The organism is Rubneribacter badeniensis (assembly GCF_002899695.1).
Taxonomy (GTDB): Bacteria; Actinomycetota; Coriobacteriia; order Coriobacteriales; family Eggerthellaceae; genus Rubneribacter; species Rubneribacter badeniensis.
Genome location: NZ_PPEL01000006.1, coordinates 40530 through 56530, shown reverse-complemented (window position 1 = coordinate 56530; position 16001 = coordinate 40530). Strand labels below are relative to the sequence as shown.

General features: G+C 64.5%; 13 protein-coding genes. 10 read left to right on the top strand and 3 right to left on the bottom strand.

Annotated features, from left to right (window positions below):
• The first annotated feature begins 604 nt into the window (after positions 1-604).
• From C2L80_RS02660 to C2L80_RS02650, 3 genes are all read left to right on the top strand, one after another.
• Positions 605-1942, top strand: a complete 1338-nt coding sequence (locus C2L80_RS02660; protein WP_171899937.1) for a phosphoadenosine phosphosulfate reductase — start codon at positions 605-607, stop codon at positions 1940-1942.
• Positions 1939-2520 carry an IbrB-like domain-containing protein gene (locus tag C2L80_RS02655; protein WP_087196851.1) on the top strand — a complete coding sequence of 194 codons (582 nt, stop codon included), beginning with the start codon at positions 1939-1941 and terminating at the stop codon, positions 2518-2520. Before C2L80_RS02660 ends, C2L80_RS02655 begins: the two co-directional genes overlap by 4 nt.
• A gap of 273 nt (positions 2521-2793) precedes the next feature.
• A complete protein-coding gene (locus tag C2L80_RS02650; RefSeq protein ID WP_087196849.1) occupies positions 2794-3273 on the top strand; it encodes a VanZ family protein in 480 nt (159 codons plus the stop codon).
• Here C2L80_RS02650 and C2L80_RS02645 read toward each other — a convergent pair.
• The gene (locus tag C2L80_RS02645; protein ID WP_224758769.1) at positions 3270-3587 is read right to left on the bottom strand and encodes a helix-turn-helix domain-containing protein; all 318 of its coding nucleotides are present in this window, start codon (positions 3585-3587) and stop codon (positions 3270-3272) included. The genes C2L80_RS02650 and C2L80_RS02645 overlap by 4 nt on opposite strands.
• 348 nt (positions 3588-3935) lie before the next feature.
• On the opposite strand from C2L80_RS02645, the gene C2L80_RS02640 reads away from it, so the two are divergent.
• Complete coding sequence (locus C2L80_RS02640) at positions 3936-5435, top strand: LCP family protein (protein ID WP_103262576.1); 1500 nt, start codon at positions 3936-3938, stop codon at positions 5433-5435.
• A gap of 151 nt (positions 5436-5586) precedes the next feature.
• On the opposite strand, the gene galE is transcribed toward C2L80_RS02640, so the two are convergent.
• Complete coding sequence (gene galE, locus C2L80_RS02635; protein WP_087196843.1) at positions 5587-6723, bottom strand: UDP-glucose 4-epimerase GalE; 1137 nt, start codon at positions 6721-6723, stop codon at positions 5587-5589.
• Positions 6724-7928: 1205 nt separating this feature from the next.
• On the opposite strand from galE, the gene C2L80_RS02630 reads away from it, so the two are divergent.
• On the top strand, positions 7929-9341 hold the full coding sequence (locus C2L80_RS02630) for a phosphohexomutase domain-containing protein (protein WP_103262575.1): 1413 nt from the start codon (positions 7929-7931) through the stop codon (positions 9339-9341).
• A gap of 349 nt (positions 9342-9690) precedes the next feature.
• On the opposite strand, the gene C2L80_RS02625 is transcribed toward C2L80_RS02630, so the two are convergent.
• Positions 9691-10128 (bottom strand): hypothetical protein, encoded by a 438-nt coding sequence (locus C2L80_RS02625; RefSeq protein ID WP_193602617.1) that lies wholly within the window; start codon positions 10126-10128, stop codon positions 9691-9693.
• A gap of 128 nt (positions 10129-10256) precedes the next feature.
• Between C2L80_RS02625 and C2L80_RS02620 the strand changes: the two genes are divergently transcribed.
• The 5 genes from C2L80_RS02620 to dnaK all read left to right on the top strand — a co-directional run bounded on the left by C2L80_RS02620 (position 10257) and on the right by dnaK (position 15999).
• Positions 10257-10511, top strand: coding sequence for a dynein gamma chain protein (locus C2L80_RS02620; RefSeq protein WP_087193518.1), 255 nt, complete (start codon positions 10257-10259; stop codon positions 10509-10511).
• A gap of 12 nt (positions 10512-10523) precedes the next feature.
• The gene (gene nikR, locus C2L80_RS02615) at positions 10524-10946 is read left to right on the top strand and encodes a nickel-responsive transcriptional regulator NikR (RefSeq protein WP_087196837.1); all 423 of its coding nucleotides are present in this window, start codon (positions 10524-10526) and stop codon (positions 10944-10946) included.
• Between the two features lie 465 nt (positions 10947-11411).
• A complete protein-coding gene (hypE, locus tag C2L80_RS02610) occupies positions 11412-12434 on the top strand; it encodes a hydrogenase expression/formation protein HypE (protein WP_087196835.1) in 1023 nt (340 codons plus the stop codon).
• Positions 12435-12765: 331 nt separating this feature from the next.
• Positions 12766-12954 carry an ATP-binding protein gene (locus tag C2L80_RS02605; protein ID WP_087196833.1) on the top strand — a complete coding sequence of 63 codons (189 nt, stop codon included), beginning with the start codon at positions 12766-12768 and terminating at the stop codon, positions 12952-12954.
• Between the two features lie 1134 nt (positions 12955-14088).
• On the top strand, positions 14089-15999 hold the full coding sequence (gene dnaK / locus C2L80_RS02600) for a molecular chaperone DnaK (protein ID WP_103262574.1): 1911 nt from the start codon (positions 14089-14091) through the stop codon (positions 15997-15999).
• The last annotated feature ends 2 nt before the right edge of the window (positions 16000-16001 follow it).

Here is a 16001-nt window from a genome sequence, read left to right as displayed (position 1 = left end):
GCAGATGCTTGCTACATAGCTTGTAACCCCATGGCCGCGAACCGGTTGCCGCGCGGTTTGCGGATTCGTTGCCGCATGCGTCCTGCTGCGAAAGGTGAGTTGTCCGCACAGCCTTCGCAAGCCGGAACCTCCGCTTTTCTGAGCTCCCTGTGTGTCGGGTGAGTCTGGATAAGTTGAACAGTCCAAACGATGAACGGGAGCGAACGGGAAGTCGGCGGGTGGAAGCGGTTCGCTTCTGTTCTGGCGAAAGTATGATCTTTATGGTAAATACTGAGTGGCGTCCTTGCGGATGCCCTTCTCGCGGACAATCATCACAGCGGAGTTGGGAGCGGATCGTCGCACGCACTGCGCAACGGGCGTGCAGCGCACGCTACTGGAAGCGAAGCGCAAGGCGTCGGGTGCAGCGAGCCAGGCGCAAGGGCACTCATTCGCCGGGCGCAGCGGGCCGAATGTCCAGACATCCGGCCACCGAGCACAGCGGGCCGGACGTCCAAGCGCCCAGGCGTTCGAGCGACCAAGCGCCCAGGCGTCCAGGCGCCGCGCGCGGGCGCTTTCCGGTGCCGCCCGCCTCCGCAGAGGGCCGAAAGCGACGGGGAGCGTAGAGGTGATCAAGCGCTACACGGGACAGACGGTATACGATGCGCTCCAAGAGCGCTTGCGCTTCGTGTTCTCCGAGTTCGACAACGTGTTCGTGTCGTTCTCCGGCGGCAAGGACAGCGGGCTTTTGCTGGAGCTTGTGCTCGACTTCCAGAAACGGCACTGCCCCGAGAAACGCATCGGCGTGTTCCACCAGGACTTCGAGGCCCAGTACAGCGCCACCACCGCCTACGTCGAGCGCACGTTCGACCGCCTTGAGCGCGAGCCCGCCGTCGAGCCGTACTGGGTGTGCCTGCCCATGGCCACGCGCACCGCCCTCAGCAGCTACGAGATGTTCTGGTACCCCTGGGACGACGAGCGGCAGGAGGCGTGGGTGCGCCCTCTGCCGAAGCGGCCGTACGTGATCAGTCTCGAGAACAACCCGATGACCACGTACCGTTACAAGATGCACCAGGAAGATCTCGCGCGCCAGTTCGGCCGGTGGTACCGCAAGGCGCACGGCGGCGGCAAGACGGTGTGTTTGCTGGGCATCCGGGCCGACGAATCGCTGCACCGCTACAGCGGCATCGTCAACAAACGCCACGGCTATCAGGGCGCATGCTGGATCACCGAGCAGTTCAAGAACGTGTGGAGCGCCAGCCCCCTCTACGATTGGTCGGTGAGCGACGTGTGGCACGCCAACGCCCTGTTCGGCTTCGACTACAATCGCCTGTACGACCTGTACTATCTGGCCGGCGTTTCCCCCGACCAGATGCGCGTGGCGTCTCCCTTCGGCGATTCCGCGAAGGACAGCCTCAACCTCTACCGCGTCATCGACCCCGACATCTGGGCGAAGCTCGTCGGACGCGTGCAGGGGGCCAACTTCGGCGCCATCTACGGGCGCACGAAAGCCATGGGCTATCGCAACCTGGAGCTTCCCAAAGGGCACACGTGGAAGTCGTTCACGTTCTTTTTGCTCGAGACGCTGCCGGAACGGCTGCGCGAGAACTATGTGCGCAAGTTCAAAACGTCCATCCAATTTTGGTACGAGACGGGCGGTGGCTTGGACGAGGCGGTCATCCAGGAGCTGCTTGACCGCGGCTACCGCATCCGCCGCAACGGCGTGTCGAACTACACGCTCAACAAGCGCTCGCGCGTGGTGTTCGTGGGAGAGTTGCCCGACAGCACCGACGACGTCAAGTCGACGAAGGACATACCTAGCTGGAAGCGCATGTGCTACTGCATCTTGAAGAACGACCATATCTGCCGGTTCATGGGGTTCGGGCTGACGCGCGAGCAGCAGCGCCACGTGAACGCGCTCAAGCGCGAGTACGCCGAGGTGGTTGAAAGGAAGGCGGTCGGATGACGTTTCAAAGCCCCGTGTACGGCGTTATCGCCGTGCCCATCGAGAAGGTGAAGCCGAACACCTACAATCCGAACTCCGTCGCCCCGCCGGAGCTTGAGCTGCTCTACGACAGCATCAAGGAGGACGGCTACACGATGCCCATCGTGTGCTACCATGACGAGGAAACCGACGAGTACGTGATCGTGGACGGCTTCCATCGCTACCGCGTCATGCTCGAGCACCCCGACATCCGCGAACGCGAGGGCGGTTTGCTGCCCGTCTCGGTGATCGACAAGCCCATCGACTGCCGCATGGCCAGCACCATCCGGCACAACCGGGCGCGCGGCTCGCACAGCGTGGACCTCATGAGCAACATCGTGGCCGATCTACATGAGCTCGGCCGCTCCGATGCGTGGATTTCCAAGCATCTGGGCATGGACCGCGACGAAATACTGCGCCTCAAGCAGATCACCGGCCTTGCGGCCCTGTTCAGGGAGGCCGATTTCGGCGAGGCGTGGGAGCCTCAGGAAGAAGGCGCGGATGCGTCTGCGCCCTCCGGACGCATCGCGTCTGCGCGACCGACGGCAGCGGCCAGCTGAGAGGCGGCGTCTGAGAGAGTCCGAGAGCCGCTCGTCGCAGGGAAGGTGCGGGGAAGGTGGCTGCCGGCTGCGTGCGTGCAGGCGGGGGAGGACGCTTGGCGCGCGGGCGCGCGCGGCGGGGCGGTGGCCGACGCGGCGAACGCGTCGGGAGGGGTGCTTGGCGCGGGCGCGCGGCGGGAGGCGCCGTGGGGCGTGCGGCGATGAAACAGCTAGGGAGCGCACGACGGTCGCAAGGGGCGGCGGTTGTGGCAGAGAACGTGAAAGGTGGCAGTCATGCGCAACGGTACGCGGCGCTTTGCGATTGCGAGCTGGGTGTTCGTGGCGCTGTGGGCGGCGTTCATCTTCTTCATGTCGTCGAACACCTCCACCGGCCTCAACGAGGGGCTGGGCGTGTTCTCGCGAATCTATCAGGTCATGAAGGACGTGCAAGCCAGTCTGCTGGGTCCAGGCGTCGACGTGCTCTCGTCGATTGCCCACTTCTGCGAGTACACGGTGTTCGGTGCGCTGTTGGCGAACGCGCTGCGCTGCCATATGCCGCTGGGTCGTGCGTGCGTGCTGGCTATTGTCTGCGGCAGCCTCTACGGCGTTACGGACGAGTTCCATCAGCTGTTCGTTCCGGGGCGCATGTGCGACCCGCTCGATTGGCTGGTGGACACGGCGGGTTCGGGCTTGGGGTCGGGCCTTGCGTGGCTGGCGCTCGGACACCGCGCCCCGCGCGCCAGATGCGATCTGCGTGACGGGGGCAAGCGCTAGAGCAGACGGGAATGGCGCGTCCCCAGAGAAGAAGAGAACGTGCGCGCGGGCTTTGCCTCGTGCGCTTCACGCGTTTCGTCGGTTGGCGCGCTTAACAACTCTTGAGGCGTCGTGTCCAGGGCGTCGGCGATGCGCACCACCACGTCAAGGCGGGGGTTCGCCGTGCCGTCTTCGATTTTATTGAGAAACGGACGACCGATGCCCACCATGAGCGCAAAGCGCTTCTTGTTGATCTTCGCTTGCTTGCGGAGACGTTGCACGTTCGCGGCGAAAACGGGCGCGAAGCGAAATCGCTCCGCGTTTTCGTCGGCCACGCTCTGTCTCTGCCCGAGATCCATGAAAGACAGACTACCCGCGCGCGCTCGGCCTCCTGTAACCGCGCGGATACGTTTCGATGCCTTTTTGAGAAATGTGGGGTTTATACCCGGGCCGTGACCATTTTATGATGAAGCCGCAAGGGTGTTACAATACCCTCTATATGCGAGAATTTTATGCGTGCGATCTCGTGTAACGTTTATGCAGATGGGTCGCGGGAAGCGCTGGTTCTCGGAAGCGCGCGACAAAACGAACTTCGACGCCGCATGCTGCGCCGAAAGGGGACGCCGGTTGCGGTGGGCGGGATATCGAACCTGCCGAGGCATCGAAGTTGCAGAGGAGAACGTATGACACCAAGGAATTCCCGGACGAACCGCCCTGCGCCGCGATCATCGCGAGAGCCCCAGTCGGCCCGTGCCGCTCGATCCGTTTCGCGCGCAACGCAATCCGAGCGTGTCGCTTCGTCTGCGTATCGGCCCGCATACACTCCGGGTAGCCAAGGTCGCAGCGCGAATGGCTCGTATGGGCGCCAAAGCGCGGCGAGCCAGTACTCGCGCACGAACCCGAACTACACTGCGGCGTCGTCGAAGCGGGCGAGCCGCGGGAAGAAGATCGCGCTGTGCGTGGTGGCCGCCGTTTTGGTGGCGGTCATCGGCACAGGGACGGCGTTCGCGCTGTACATCAATTCCATCAACGATCAGCTGAACCACGGGACGAAGACCCAAGAGGAGCTTAACGCCATCACTGATGTGCTCGCGCCCAAAACCTCGAGCAATTTCACCGAGCCGTTCTACATGATGCTCATCGGCTCGGATCGGCGCGTGGGCGACGATTCGATGGGCGCGCGTTCCGACACGAATATCGTCGTGCGAGTCGATCCGACGCAAAATCTGGTGACGATGGTGTCCATTCCGCGCGACACGTGCATCGAGATCGATGGCTACGGACAGAACAAGTTCAATGCCGCCTACAATTACGGTGGGGCGGCGGCCACCATCCGCGAGGCAAGCGAGCTGTGCAACATCGAGATATCTCACTATGCGGAAGTCAACTTCGAAGAACTGGTGGCGTTGGTGGACGCGGTTGGCGGTGTGGACGTGGAGGTGGACGAGCGCATCGACGACCCTGACGCTGGCAGCATCGTCATCGAGGAGGGTACGCAGCACCTCGACGGCGAGGCGGCGCTTGTGTTCGCCCGCAGCCGCGCGTACGTCGACGGCGACTTCACGCGCACGGCCAACCAGCGCAAGCTCATCATGGCTCTCGTCGAGAAGGTGCTTGCACTGCCGGTGACCGATCTTCCGGGCGTCATCCAGAGCGCTGCGCAGTGCGTGACGACGGATCTTTCGGTCAGCGACATTCTCTCGCTCGCTCAGCAGTTCAAGGATGAGGGTGATCTGACCATCTATTCGGCTATGGTGCCTTCCACAACGGGCTACATCGGCGAGGTGTCGTACGTGTTCACCGATGAGGCTGCGCTTAAGGAAATGATGGAAGTGGTTGAGGCGGGTGAGGATCCCAGCGGTATCGTCTCGTCGGGCGTAGTTTCGACGCCGGGTGCGTCGTCATCGTCGTCGGGTACGTCATCGTCGTCGAGCGGCGGTTCCAGCACGTACGACTACTCGTACAATGATGATTCCACGTACTACGATGATTCGGGCTACACGGACAATAGCTATTACGATCCCAATTACGGTTACGACACGGGCTACGATTCCGGGTATGTCGACCCAGGGTACACGGATCCCGGTTACAGTTCGGGGTACGATGCGGGGTACGCAGATCCCGGATACGACTCGGGGTACGTTGACCCCTCCGCTTACGCGGCGGGCGGTATGGCGGCGTAACGAAAGCATCGCCGCCGTCTGGGCGTTTCGCTTTTGATCCTTTGCTTGTGCGAATATGTGCGGCCCCGCTTCTCTTCTTGGGAAGCGGGGCCGCTTGGCGTGTTTGGCGTGCTTGACGCGTATGGTCGGGAGGATACGTGCAGCCGCGTCTTTACGCGGTGGCGTAGCCGTCGGGGTTGGTGGACTGCCAGCGCCAGCTGTCGGCGCACATGCGGTCGAGATCGTATTCGGCCGTCCAGCCCAGCTCGTCGCGCGCCTTGTCGCACGCCGCGTAGTTCTCGGCCACGTCTCCCGCGCGGCGTGGTTTGATCTCGTAGGGGATCTCGTGGCCGCAGGCGCGCTCGAAGGCGCGGATCACGTCGAGCACGCTTGAACCCTTCCCCGTTCCCAAGTTGAAGATGCCCACGCCGCGGCGCGTGCCGTCGGCTGCAGGTTCGCCCTCGATGGAGCCGAGGCCGATGGCCTTGCCCGTGCCCACTTTGCCGCCCATCCAATCGAGCGCCGCCACATGCCCGCGTGCGAGGTCGACCACGTGGATGTAGTCGCGCACGCCCGTGCCGTCGGGCGTGGGGTAGTCGTCGCCGAACACGCCCACGCACGCCAACTTGCCCACGGCCACCTGCGCCACGTAGGGCAGCAGGTTGTTCGGGATGCCTTTCGGATCCTCGCCGATGAGGCCGCTTTCGTGCGCGCCGATGGGGTTGAAGTAGCGCAGCAGCACGACGTTCCACTCGTTGTCGCCCACGTACAGGTCGGAAAGCACCTGCTCGAGCATGCTCTTCGTCCAGCCATAGGGGTTCGTGGCGTCGTGCTTGGGGCAGCTTTCCGTGATGGGGATGAACTCCGGCTCGCCGTACACGGTGGCGCTTGAGGAGAACACGATGTTCTTCACGCCGTGATCGCGCGCCACATCGCACAGCACGAGCGTGCCGGCCACGTTGTTCCAGTAGTACTCGAGCGGCTTGGCGACGCTCTCGCCCACGGCCTTGAAGCCGGCGAAGTGGATGATCGCGTCGATGTCGTGCGCGTCGAAGATGCGGGCGAGCGCGTCGCGGTCGAGGATGTCGTCTTCGTAGAACACGAGGCGGCTGTCGTCGGGGGCGAGCCCGGCGATGGCGCGGACGCGTTCGAGCGCCACTTCGCTCGAGTTGCTGAGGTCGTCCACCACCACGACGTGGTATCCGCGCGCGAGCAGTTCGACCACCGTGTGGCTGCCGATGAATCCCGCGCCGCCCGTCACGAGCACGCAGGTGTCGGCGTGGTCTTTGGCGAGGCTTCTGTTTGCCATTGAAGCTCCTTCCCTAGCTTGTGGCGTCGGCGTTCGGTAGGTGCCTTCCGCGAAGGCCGGCGGCCCGACGCGCCCTCTGTCGATGCGCCTTTTCTTCTGATGGTTCTGCTGTCATGGTATCAGGTGCGGCGAGATGCGGAAACCCGCGCCCCCGATGTTTCACGTGAAACATCGGGGACGGGCGGCGCGGGACAGGAGGTGCGGACGGCGGCGGTGCGTCGCAACGCGTCGGGTTGGATTGAGGTCGGATCTCCGTGACAAGCGCTTGCCCTCTACCCGATCTTGCCGACCTGCTGTCCTTCGACTTGCGGCGACCTGACGATCAGCGAGCGACCTGCGGCCCGCGACGACCAGCGGCCCGCGACGACCAGCGATCCGCGGGAGACCTGCGATCTGCCGACCTGCGATCGGGCGAGACGGCGACGGCAGCAAGTAGCGGCGACGACCTGCAGCGCCCTACGGCGCCCTTGCTGCGATCAACACGCATCAGGGCAGCACAGCGCGGCGGGGCGGCACGGCAGCCTGCCTGGGGTACGGTTTTGCAAATTATCCTTGACAAAGGATAATCTAACAGCTACACTAAGGGAGTGGAACAAACCGCCTCCGACGGTTTCTCCTCGTTTCACTCGTCCGTGCACAGGCCGCCTCCCCCGCGGCCTGTGCCGCGTTTTGGGCCGTTTTCCGCTTCGGGTGCCCCCCGCATCGAAGTCTCCGCGTTCAATGATCCCGCTTGCGGCGTGTTCGGTTCCGTTTGGGTTTCGCTGCCCCCTTCCTAACGAGGTGTTTTTTCGCGATCTTGGCGGGGCGTTCTCTTGCGATTCGCCCTGAGCGGCGGGTGCCGACCTATGGCCTTGGATGTTTCACGTGAAACACCCGAGGGACTCTTTCCGATGCTCGCTCGCTTGGCTCTCTTCTTCTTTTGCCCTCGCGCCTCCCTCGCTCGCTTCCGCATTGTTCGCCTTCCCGTTGTGGCATCTCCGCTGCTCCTCCCGTTCCTCCTGCTCCTTTCGCTCCTTTGCTTTCTCGCCTTCGCGCCCGCGTCTTTCGCCTGCCTTCTAACCCGTCTCTTTTTTCTCTCTCCCCTCTTCTCTTACCCCTCCGTTGCCGTCGTGTATTCGGATGTTTCACGTGAAACATCCGTTCCCTCAAGCGTGCTCGAGCGTCGTGCGATATACTGTGGCATCATGGTGCGAGAAAGGAGCCCCGTGGCAGACATACATTTCGGTACCGACGGATGGCGTGCCATCATCGACGAGGATTTCACGAACGACAATCTGGTGCGCGTGGTCGATGCGGCGGCGCGCGTCTTCAAGGAGGATGCGCTGGCGGCGGGCCGCGCGGACGATGCGCCAGGCACGCTGATCGTGGGGCACGACTGCCGTCGCGACGCGCATGCCTATGCGCAGCTGGCAGCCGAGGTGGCGGCGGCGCACGGCTTTCGCGTGAAGCTCACGCAGGACTACTGCCCCACGCCGACGCTGTGCTGGTCGGTGGCGCAGGATGCGGACGCGGTGGGCGGCATCATGCTCACGAGCAGCCACAACCCGGCCGAGTACCTGGGCGTGAAGCTGCGCATGGCCGACGGCGGCGCGGCGGGCAAGGACTTCACCGACCGCGTGGAAGCCGTGCTGCCCGACGAGGTGCCCGCAGCACGCGGGGCCTACGAGGAAGTCGACCTCATGACGCCCTACCTCGCCGCGCTCAAGGAGCGCGTGGACACGGAGGCCATCCGCAATGCCGGCTTGCGCGTGGTGGTGGACCCGCTGTACGGCGCCGGCCGCCACTATTTGGCCGATCTGCTGCGCGATCTGGGCGTGGAGGTGTGCGAGATCAACAACGACGCCGACCCCACGTTCGACGGCTTGCACCCCGAGCCCATCCCGCCGTGGGTGGACCGCTGCATCGCGAAGGTGCCCGAGCTGGGATTCGACGCCGGTTTCATCAACGACGGCGACGCCGACCGCATCGGTGCGGTGGACGAGCGCGGCAACTTCGTGAACCCGCACCGCATCATTGCGCTTATCGTGTCTCATCTTGCGGAGGACAAGGGCCTTTCCGGTCGCGTGGTGTCCACCATCACGGCGTCGGCCATGCTGGCGCGCCAGTGCAAGCGCCTCGGCCTCGCGCTCACCAGCACGCCCGTGGGCTTCAAATGGATCTACGCCGAGATGGAGAAGGGCGACGTCATGGTGGGCGGCGAGGAGTCCGGCGGCATTGGCATCCCCAGCCACGTGATGGAACGCGACGGCCTGCTGATGGCGCTTCTGCTGTGCGAGACGATGGCGCAGCGCGGCATGAGCTTGGGCCAGCTGTTGGACGACATGTTCGCCAAGATCGGCAAGCTGGAGTTCGAGCGCCAGGGCCTGTCCATCACCGAGGAACAGATGGCGCGCTTCCGCGCCGAGGTGGTGCCGAAGTACGCGCCCGAGGCCATCTGCGGCAAGAACGTGGTGGACGTGGATCGCCGCGACGGCGTGAAATTCTACCTTGAAGGCGATGCTTGGGTGATGATGCGTCCCTCCGGCACCGAGCCGCTCGTGCGCATCTACGCCGAGGCCGAGACGACAGACGAGGTGCGAGCCCTGCTCGACGAGGCGAAGCGCGTCGTCGTGGCATAGGTCGGCTGGCGCCTGGTACCGCAGGGGCTGATGCCGGGGCGGCGCAGGTTCGACCTGTGTCTCAGGTCGATGCCGAGGCGGTGCCGTCGGTTGGCAATCTGTCGTCCCGCAAGTTGCTGGACGCTTCGGAATGTTTCACGTGAAACATTCGTTCGGTTGATTGCGCGCTTGAAGATTCCGCGGCCTCTGCGCGATGGCGAAAGCCCGCGCAGGGGCCGCGGGTCGTTGTCGGAGGGCGCGCGTTGACGGAAGAGCGGTGCGGGTGTCGCGACGGTGCGGATGGGCCAGGGCATCCATGGGGATGAGGCAGGCGATACGCAGGCGGCGGGCTGCTCGTGCCACCCGCGCGTCAGCGTTCGCCGAAGTGCGGCAGCTTCTTCAAAAGCGCCCAGGCGACCTGCTTGTCCTGGGCGTCGTCGAGCATCGCGTCGAAATCGCGGAACGCCACCACCGTGCGTCCGAACGCGCGCGAGGCCTTCATGGGCTCGATACGGCAACGGTACGTTTGGCCGATCGCCCGCGCCGCCGCCTCATCCGTTGCGACGAGGCACAGCGGGTCGAGCCCTTCCAAGAGCAGGAACAGCGCGGAGGGGTCAAGCCCGTCGTTCAACGACGCGTACGTGCACGATCCGCGCCCATAGCCCAGCGCTTCGGCCGAGCTTTCCAGCGCCGCGCGACCCCGCGCGCTCAACGGGTGCCCGCTCACTGCGCACACGAGCGCCGAGCGCGCGCCGTCCAGATACGGGCCGAACAGCTCCCATGTTTCGTCGAGCGCGACTTCGTACATGTTACCTTTCACGGAATTTTTCACACTGTCCCTTGCGGTCGATCTCGGTAAGCCGTATAACCGTCATGATAGCAAGATTCTCTCGCCGCGGCGACCGCTGCGAGGGTGGTGCGATAGGAGGCAGCAACATGTGTACGAACGGGATCAACACGGGGCAGTTCGAGCAGATGATCGAGCAGATCGACGACCATGTGAAGCTCGAGCGCCGTTGGGCGCACAACCTGGCGCATCAGGCGGGCGACGCCGGCTTCTCCACCGTCTGCGAGAAGCTGCATGCCGCTCAGGCGCTGCTTGACGAGGTGCGCGCGGCGCTCGACGAGGCGAAAGACGCGCTTGAGGACGATGCCGCAGCCGGTGCCAACGTCACGGTCAGCCTGGTGTAGGCGCGCGAGCCCATGAGTAACGACCTCATGCGCTTCTCGGTGGCCATGCCCGAGGAGCTGCTTGTCCGCTTCGACCAGCTGGTGGCACGGCGCGGTCTGGCGAAGAACCGCAGCGAAGTGGTGCGCGATCTCGTGCGCGACGCTTTGGTGGAGGACGAGTGCGCCACGCCCGGTATGGAGGTGGTGGGCACGCTCACCATCGTGTTCGACCATCATGCCAACGACTTGCAGGAGAAGCTTCACGCCATCCAGCACGACTACTTCGAGTACATCGTCTCGTCCATGCACGTGCACCTCGACGCGCATCGCTGCCTCGAGGTCATCGTGCTGCGCGGCGAAACGGGGCTCGTGCAGGACATCGCGAACCTGATTCTGGGCACGAAGGGCGTGAAGAACGGCCGCCTCGTCGTGACCACCACGGGCCACGCTCTGTAGATGTAGGCAGGGCGCATGGCGTTAGGGCGCCCGGTCGGCGAACGAGCGGGGTCTGCGGCTTCGGGACGCCGTTCGCGGCTTTCGGGCTGGTGGTGTGCGCGATGCTCTGGGCGGGCCGCAGCGGTGCGGGTGGCCTGCGATTGATGCGCCCGTGTGCAGGCGCGCAAAGGCGGGGGTCGGCGGTTTTGAATTGCTTCCCGTCTGTGCTGTGCGTTCTGGACGCGCGGTCGGGTTGGTGTGGGCGCGTTCGTGCCGCTTGTCCGCGCAGACGTGGCAACGTCCCCCGCTGCCCGTTCGCGTTTGATCCGCGTGCAGAGCCTGGGCCGAACCGCGCGACGGCGGGGGACAGCGCTGGGATGCGACGCGCCGCGTGGGGCTTCGCCTTCGCAGCATGCCCCGGCGAAGATGTTTCACGTGAAACATCTGTATGAGTTAAAGGTAATCGAACCGAGGAGACGACAGGCCATGGATACGACGGTGATGCTGGGGCACGGCAGCGGCGGCACGATGATGAAGCGCATCATCGACGAGGTGTTCTTCGCCGCCTATGCGGGCGACGAGTTGCTGCGCGGCGACGACGCGGCGGTGCTGCCCGCGCCTGCGCCGGGCGAGCGCTTGGCGTTCTCCACGGACAGCTTCGTGGTGACGCCCCACTTCTTCCCCGGCGGCGACATCGGCCGTTTGGCCGTGTGCGGCACGGTGAACGACGTGGCCACGAGTGGTGCGCGCCCGCTGTACCTCAGCTGCGGCTTCATTTTGGAAGAGGGCTTTCCCATCGATGATCTGCGCCGCATCTGCGCCTCGATGGCCGAGGTGGCGCGCGAGGCCGGCGTGGCGCTGGTGACTGGCGACACGAAGGTGGTGAACCGCGGCCACGGCGACGGCGTGTTCATCAACACGAGCGGCGTGGGCGCGCTGCCCGCGGGCATAGAGCTGGGCGGCGCGCAGTGCCGACCGGGCGATAAGGTGCTGGTCACCGGCACGCTGGGCGACCACGGCATCACCATCATGAGCTGCCGCGAGGGGCTGAACTTCTCGGCCGACCTGCAAAGCGACGCCGCGCCGCTGAACCACCTGATAGCCGACGTGCTGGCCGCCGCGCCGCACACGCGCTGCTTCCGCGATCCCACGCGCGGCGGCTTGGCCTCCACGCTGAACGAGCTGGCGGCGCAGTCGAACGCCGACATCACGGTGGAGGAGGACGCGGTGCCCGTGAAGCCCGCCGTGCAGGGCGCGTGCGACATGCTGGGCTACGACGTGCTGCAGGTGGCGAACGAGGGCAAGATGGTGTGCGTGGTGGCACCCGACGAGGCCGAAGCCGCGCTCGCGGCCATGCGCGCGAACCGCTACGGGGCCGACGCGGCGCTTATCGGCGAGGTGGCGGCGGCGCAGCCCGAGCGCGGGCCGAAGGTGTTTTTGCGCACGGCGTTCGGCGGCACGCGCATCCTCGACATGCTGGTGGGCGAACAGCTTCCGCGCATCTGCTAGGTGCGCAGGGCGGGGCGTGTGGCGCGCGGAGGTTGGTGCACGGGCGGGGCGTGCGGCGAGGGAGGAGCGAGGACGGCACGCGGGGTGTGCGAATGCGTGCATGGCGGCATGTGCGGCGGCATCCGTCATGGTTCCGTCGGTGTCCCGACGCCCTTCCAACACCCTCTCAACGCCTTGCTTACACGTGAATGCGTTTTTCTGCCGCACCCTGATAAATTCGTCGTTTCTTATTGCATTTGCAGGGAACAATGGTATCTTGCGGCCATGCGGTTTTTGGGGAAGTGCCCGGCGCGTATCGTCGGCATGTTTTTAGACGAGAAGGAGTTTTGACATGTCTCACCCGGTTATCGAAGCCGATGAGTGCATCGGCTGCGGCATCTGCGTCGACGCGTGCCCGCAGGAAGTGCTCGAGGTCGTGGGCGGCGCAGCGGAGGTCGTGAACGAGGACGCCTGCATCGCGTGCGGCGACTGCGTCGAGGAGTGCCCGATGGGCGCCATCCCCGAGGTCGTCGAAGAGTAACGCCTCCTGAGCCTTTTAGAGCGCATCGGAAATCCCCGTCCCCGAGAGGGTGGCGGGGATTTTTCGTTTCCCATCGGTTCGGGGCAGATGTTTCATGTGGGGCATCCGCATCTAGCCAGGGTTGATGCTGCGCGATCGCGCTCCGGGCTTGCCTCTTTGTTGTGGCGCGGGCAAGAGGATGCGCAGGAACGTGGGAGAGGGAAAACTTCAGGTTTCGTTGTGCGTTGAGCTCGTGCGCGAATTTTGTCGATTTCTGGCCACGAAACCGCGTTCTGGCACGGATTCCGCTCCTCTCCGGTCGCGACGAAGCATATCCTGCAGAAAAAGCCCAGGTCAGCAAATTCAGCGGGGTAGACACGACATCGAAGCGAGTCTAATTCGTGCCAGAACGCGGTTCCGTGGCCAGAAACGAAGCTTTTTCATGCACGGGACGCGCATGGACATAGGAGATGGAAGGAAGAAAGGTCTTCGCGGCGTTTGGGCGACAAGCTTTTTGCAATGGACGCACAGGATGATGCGGACGGAAACGCGGCGAATTGGTGAACCCCTCTCGAAATTGCGATGATCGGGGGCAATCGAAGTTCTGGTTGGTGTATTGCGGATAGCGAACTTGCGGATGTCGGAGAGCGTGCCGATCCGGGGGGGGGGGGCTTTGCTCGGTGCCGCAAAATGGCTGAAAAGGCAGCTTTGCGTTCGCCGCGCTTTCGCGCGAGCGTTGGCAGGGTGCGGGGTATGCGGGGTGTGGAGCGCGTGAGGCGTGCGCCGTTCGGCGGGCTGCAGCCCGAGTACACTACGCTATCGCGCGGGACATGGAGCGCGCGAGGCGTGCAAGACGCGCGGGGTGCAGGGCGCAAAGCGCCCGCGATGCGCGGCGGTGTCGCGCCGGAAACAGGCGTTTGCTGGCCGCGTAACGATCGTCCGTCGGCCCTGTAAGGACCTTCCAGACGGGTATGGTGATGTACGTTGGCTGTGCTTATATAACGGTTCGGTAAATAACTTGACAACATCCGACTTAGATTATATATTCCAAAACATCGAAACGAGCTTGAGCGCGTCCGGCGAAAGCGCACTGACGCCCATCTCGCGCAAAGCTTCGCAACCGAGTGACAAACTCCGAAAGAGAGGAAGCGCATAATGGCTAAGATTCTGGGCATCGATTTGGGCACGACGAACTCCGCTATGGCCGTCATGGAAGGTTCTGAGCCCGAAATCCTCGTGAACGCCGAGGGCGACCGCACCACGCCGTCGGTCGAGGGTTTCCGCAAGGACGGCGAGCGCGTCGTCGGCAAGGCCGCGAAGAACCAGGCGGTCACGAACCCCGAGAACACCGTCTCGTCCGTCAAGCGCTTCATCGGTCGCTCGTACGACGAGACGTCCGAAGAGCGCAAGACCGTCAGCTACAAGGTGCAGAAGGGCAAGGACGGCCGCGCGGTGGTGGACATCGACGGCAAGGACTACACGCCCGAAGAGATCTCCGCGATGGTGCTGCAGAAGCTTAAGACCGATGCCGAGAAGCAGCTCGGCGGCCCGGTGACGCAGGCCGTCATCACCGTTCCCGCGTACTTCAATGACGCGCAGCGCCAGGCCACGAAGGACGCCGGCAAGATCGCGGGCCTCGAAGTGCTCCGCATCATCAACGAGCCGACGGCGGCGGCCCTGGCCTACGGCCTGGACAAGACGAACAAGGATCAGAAGATCCTCGTGTTCGACTTGGGCGGCGGCACGTTCGACGTGTCCATCCTGGAGTTGGGCGACGGCGTGTTCGAGGTGGCGTCCACCGCGGGCGACAATCACCTGGGCGGCGACGACTGGGATCAGCGCATCATCGACTGGATGGCCGACAAGTTCCAGTCCGAAAACGGCATCGACCTGCGTGCGGACAAGATGGCCCTCCAGCGTCTGAAGGAAGCCGCCGAGAAGGCGAAGATGGAGCTGTCCTCCACCACGCAGGCCAATATCAACCTGCCGTTCATCACCGCCGACGCATCCGGCCCGAAGCACCTCGACTACACGCTGACGCGCGCCGAGTTCGAGCGCATCACGAAGGACCTGCTCGACCGCGTGAAGAAGCCCGTTGAGCAGGCGCTCAAAGATGCGGGCCTCAAGACCGGCGACATCGACGAGGTCATCCTCGTGGGCGGCTCCACCCGTATGCCCGCCGTGCAGGATCTGGTGAAGAAGCTCACCGGAAAAGAGCCGAACATGTCCGTGAACCCCGACGAGGTCGTGGCCATGGGCGCGGCGGTGCAGGGCGGCGTGCTGTCCGGCGACGTGGAGGGCATCTTGCTGCTTGACGTGACCCCGCTGTCGCTGGGCGTGGAGACGATGGGCGGCGTCATGACGAAGATGATCGACCGCAACACCACCATCCCCACCCGCAAGACTGAGATCTACTCCACTGCCGCTGACAACCAGACGTCTGTTGAGGTGCATGTGCTGCAGGGCGAGCGCCAGATGGCCGCCGACAACAAGACGCTCGGCAAGTTCCAGCTCACCGGCATCCCGGCTGCGCGCCGCGGCGTGCCACAGATCGAGGTGACGTTCGACATCGACGCCAACGGCATCGTGAACGTGTCGGCGAAGGATCTGGGCACCGGCAAGCAGCAGCAGATCACCATCAGCGGTTCCACGGCGCTCAACGACGACGAGGTCGAGCGCATGGTGAAGGACGCCGAGGCCCATGCCGAGGAGGACAAGCGCCGCAAGGAAGAGGTCGAGGTCCGCAACAACGCCGACGCGCTCGTGAACGCCACCGAGCAGACGCTGCAGGAGCTGGGCGACAAGGCGCCGGCCGACGTGAAGGCCCAGGCCGAGGAGGCCATCTCCGAGGCGAAGAGCGCGCTCGAGGGCACCGACATCGACGCTATCAAGGCTGCGACCGAGAAGATGCAGCAGGCGGGCTACAAGCTGGCCGAGGTCGTGTACTCCACGCAGGGCGCGGAGGCCGGCGCTGGCGCGGCGGCTGCGAGCACGGCTCCGGCTGACGATACGATCGAGGCCGATTACGAGGTCGTCGAGGACGACGACAAGAAGGAAGGGAAGTAATC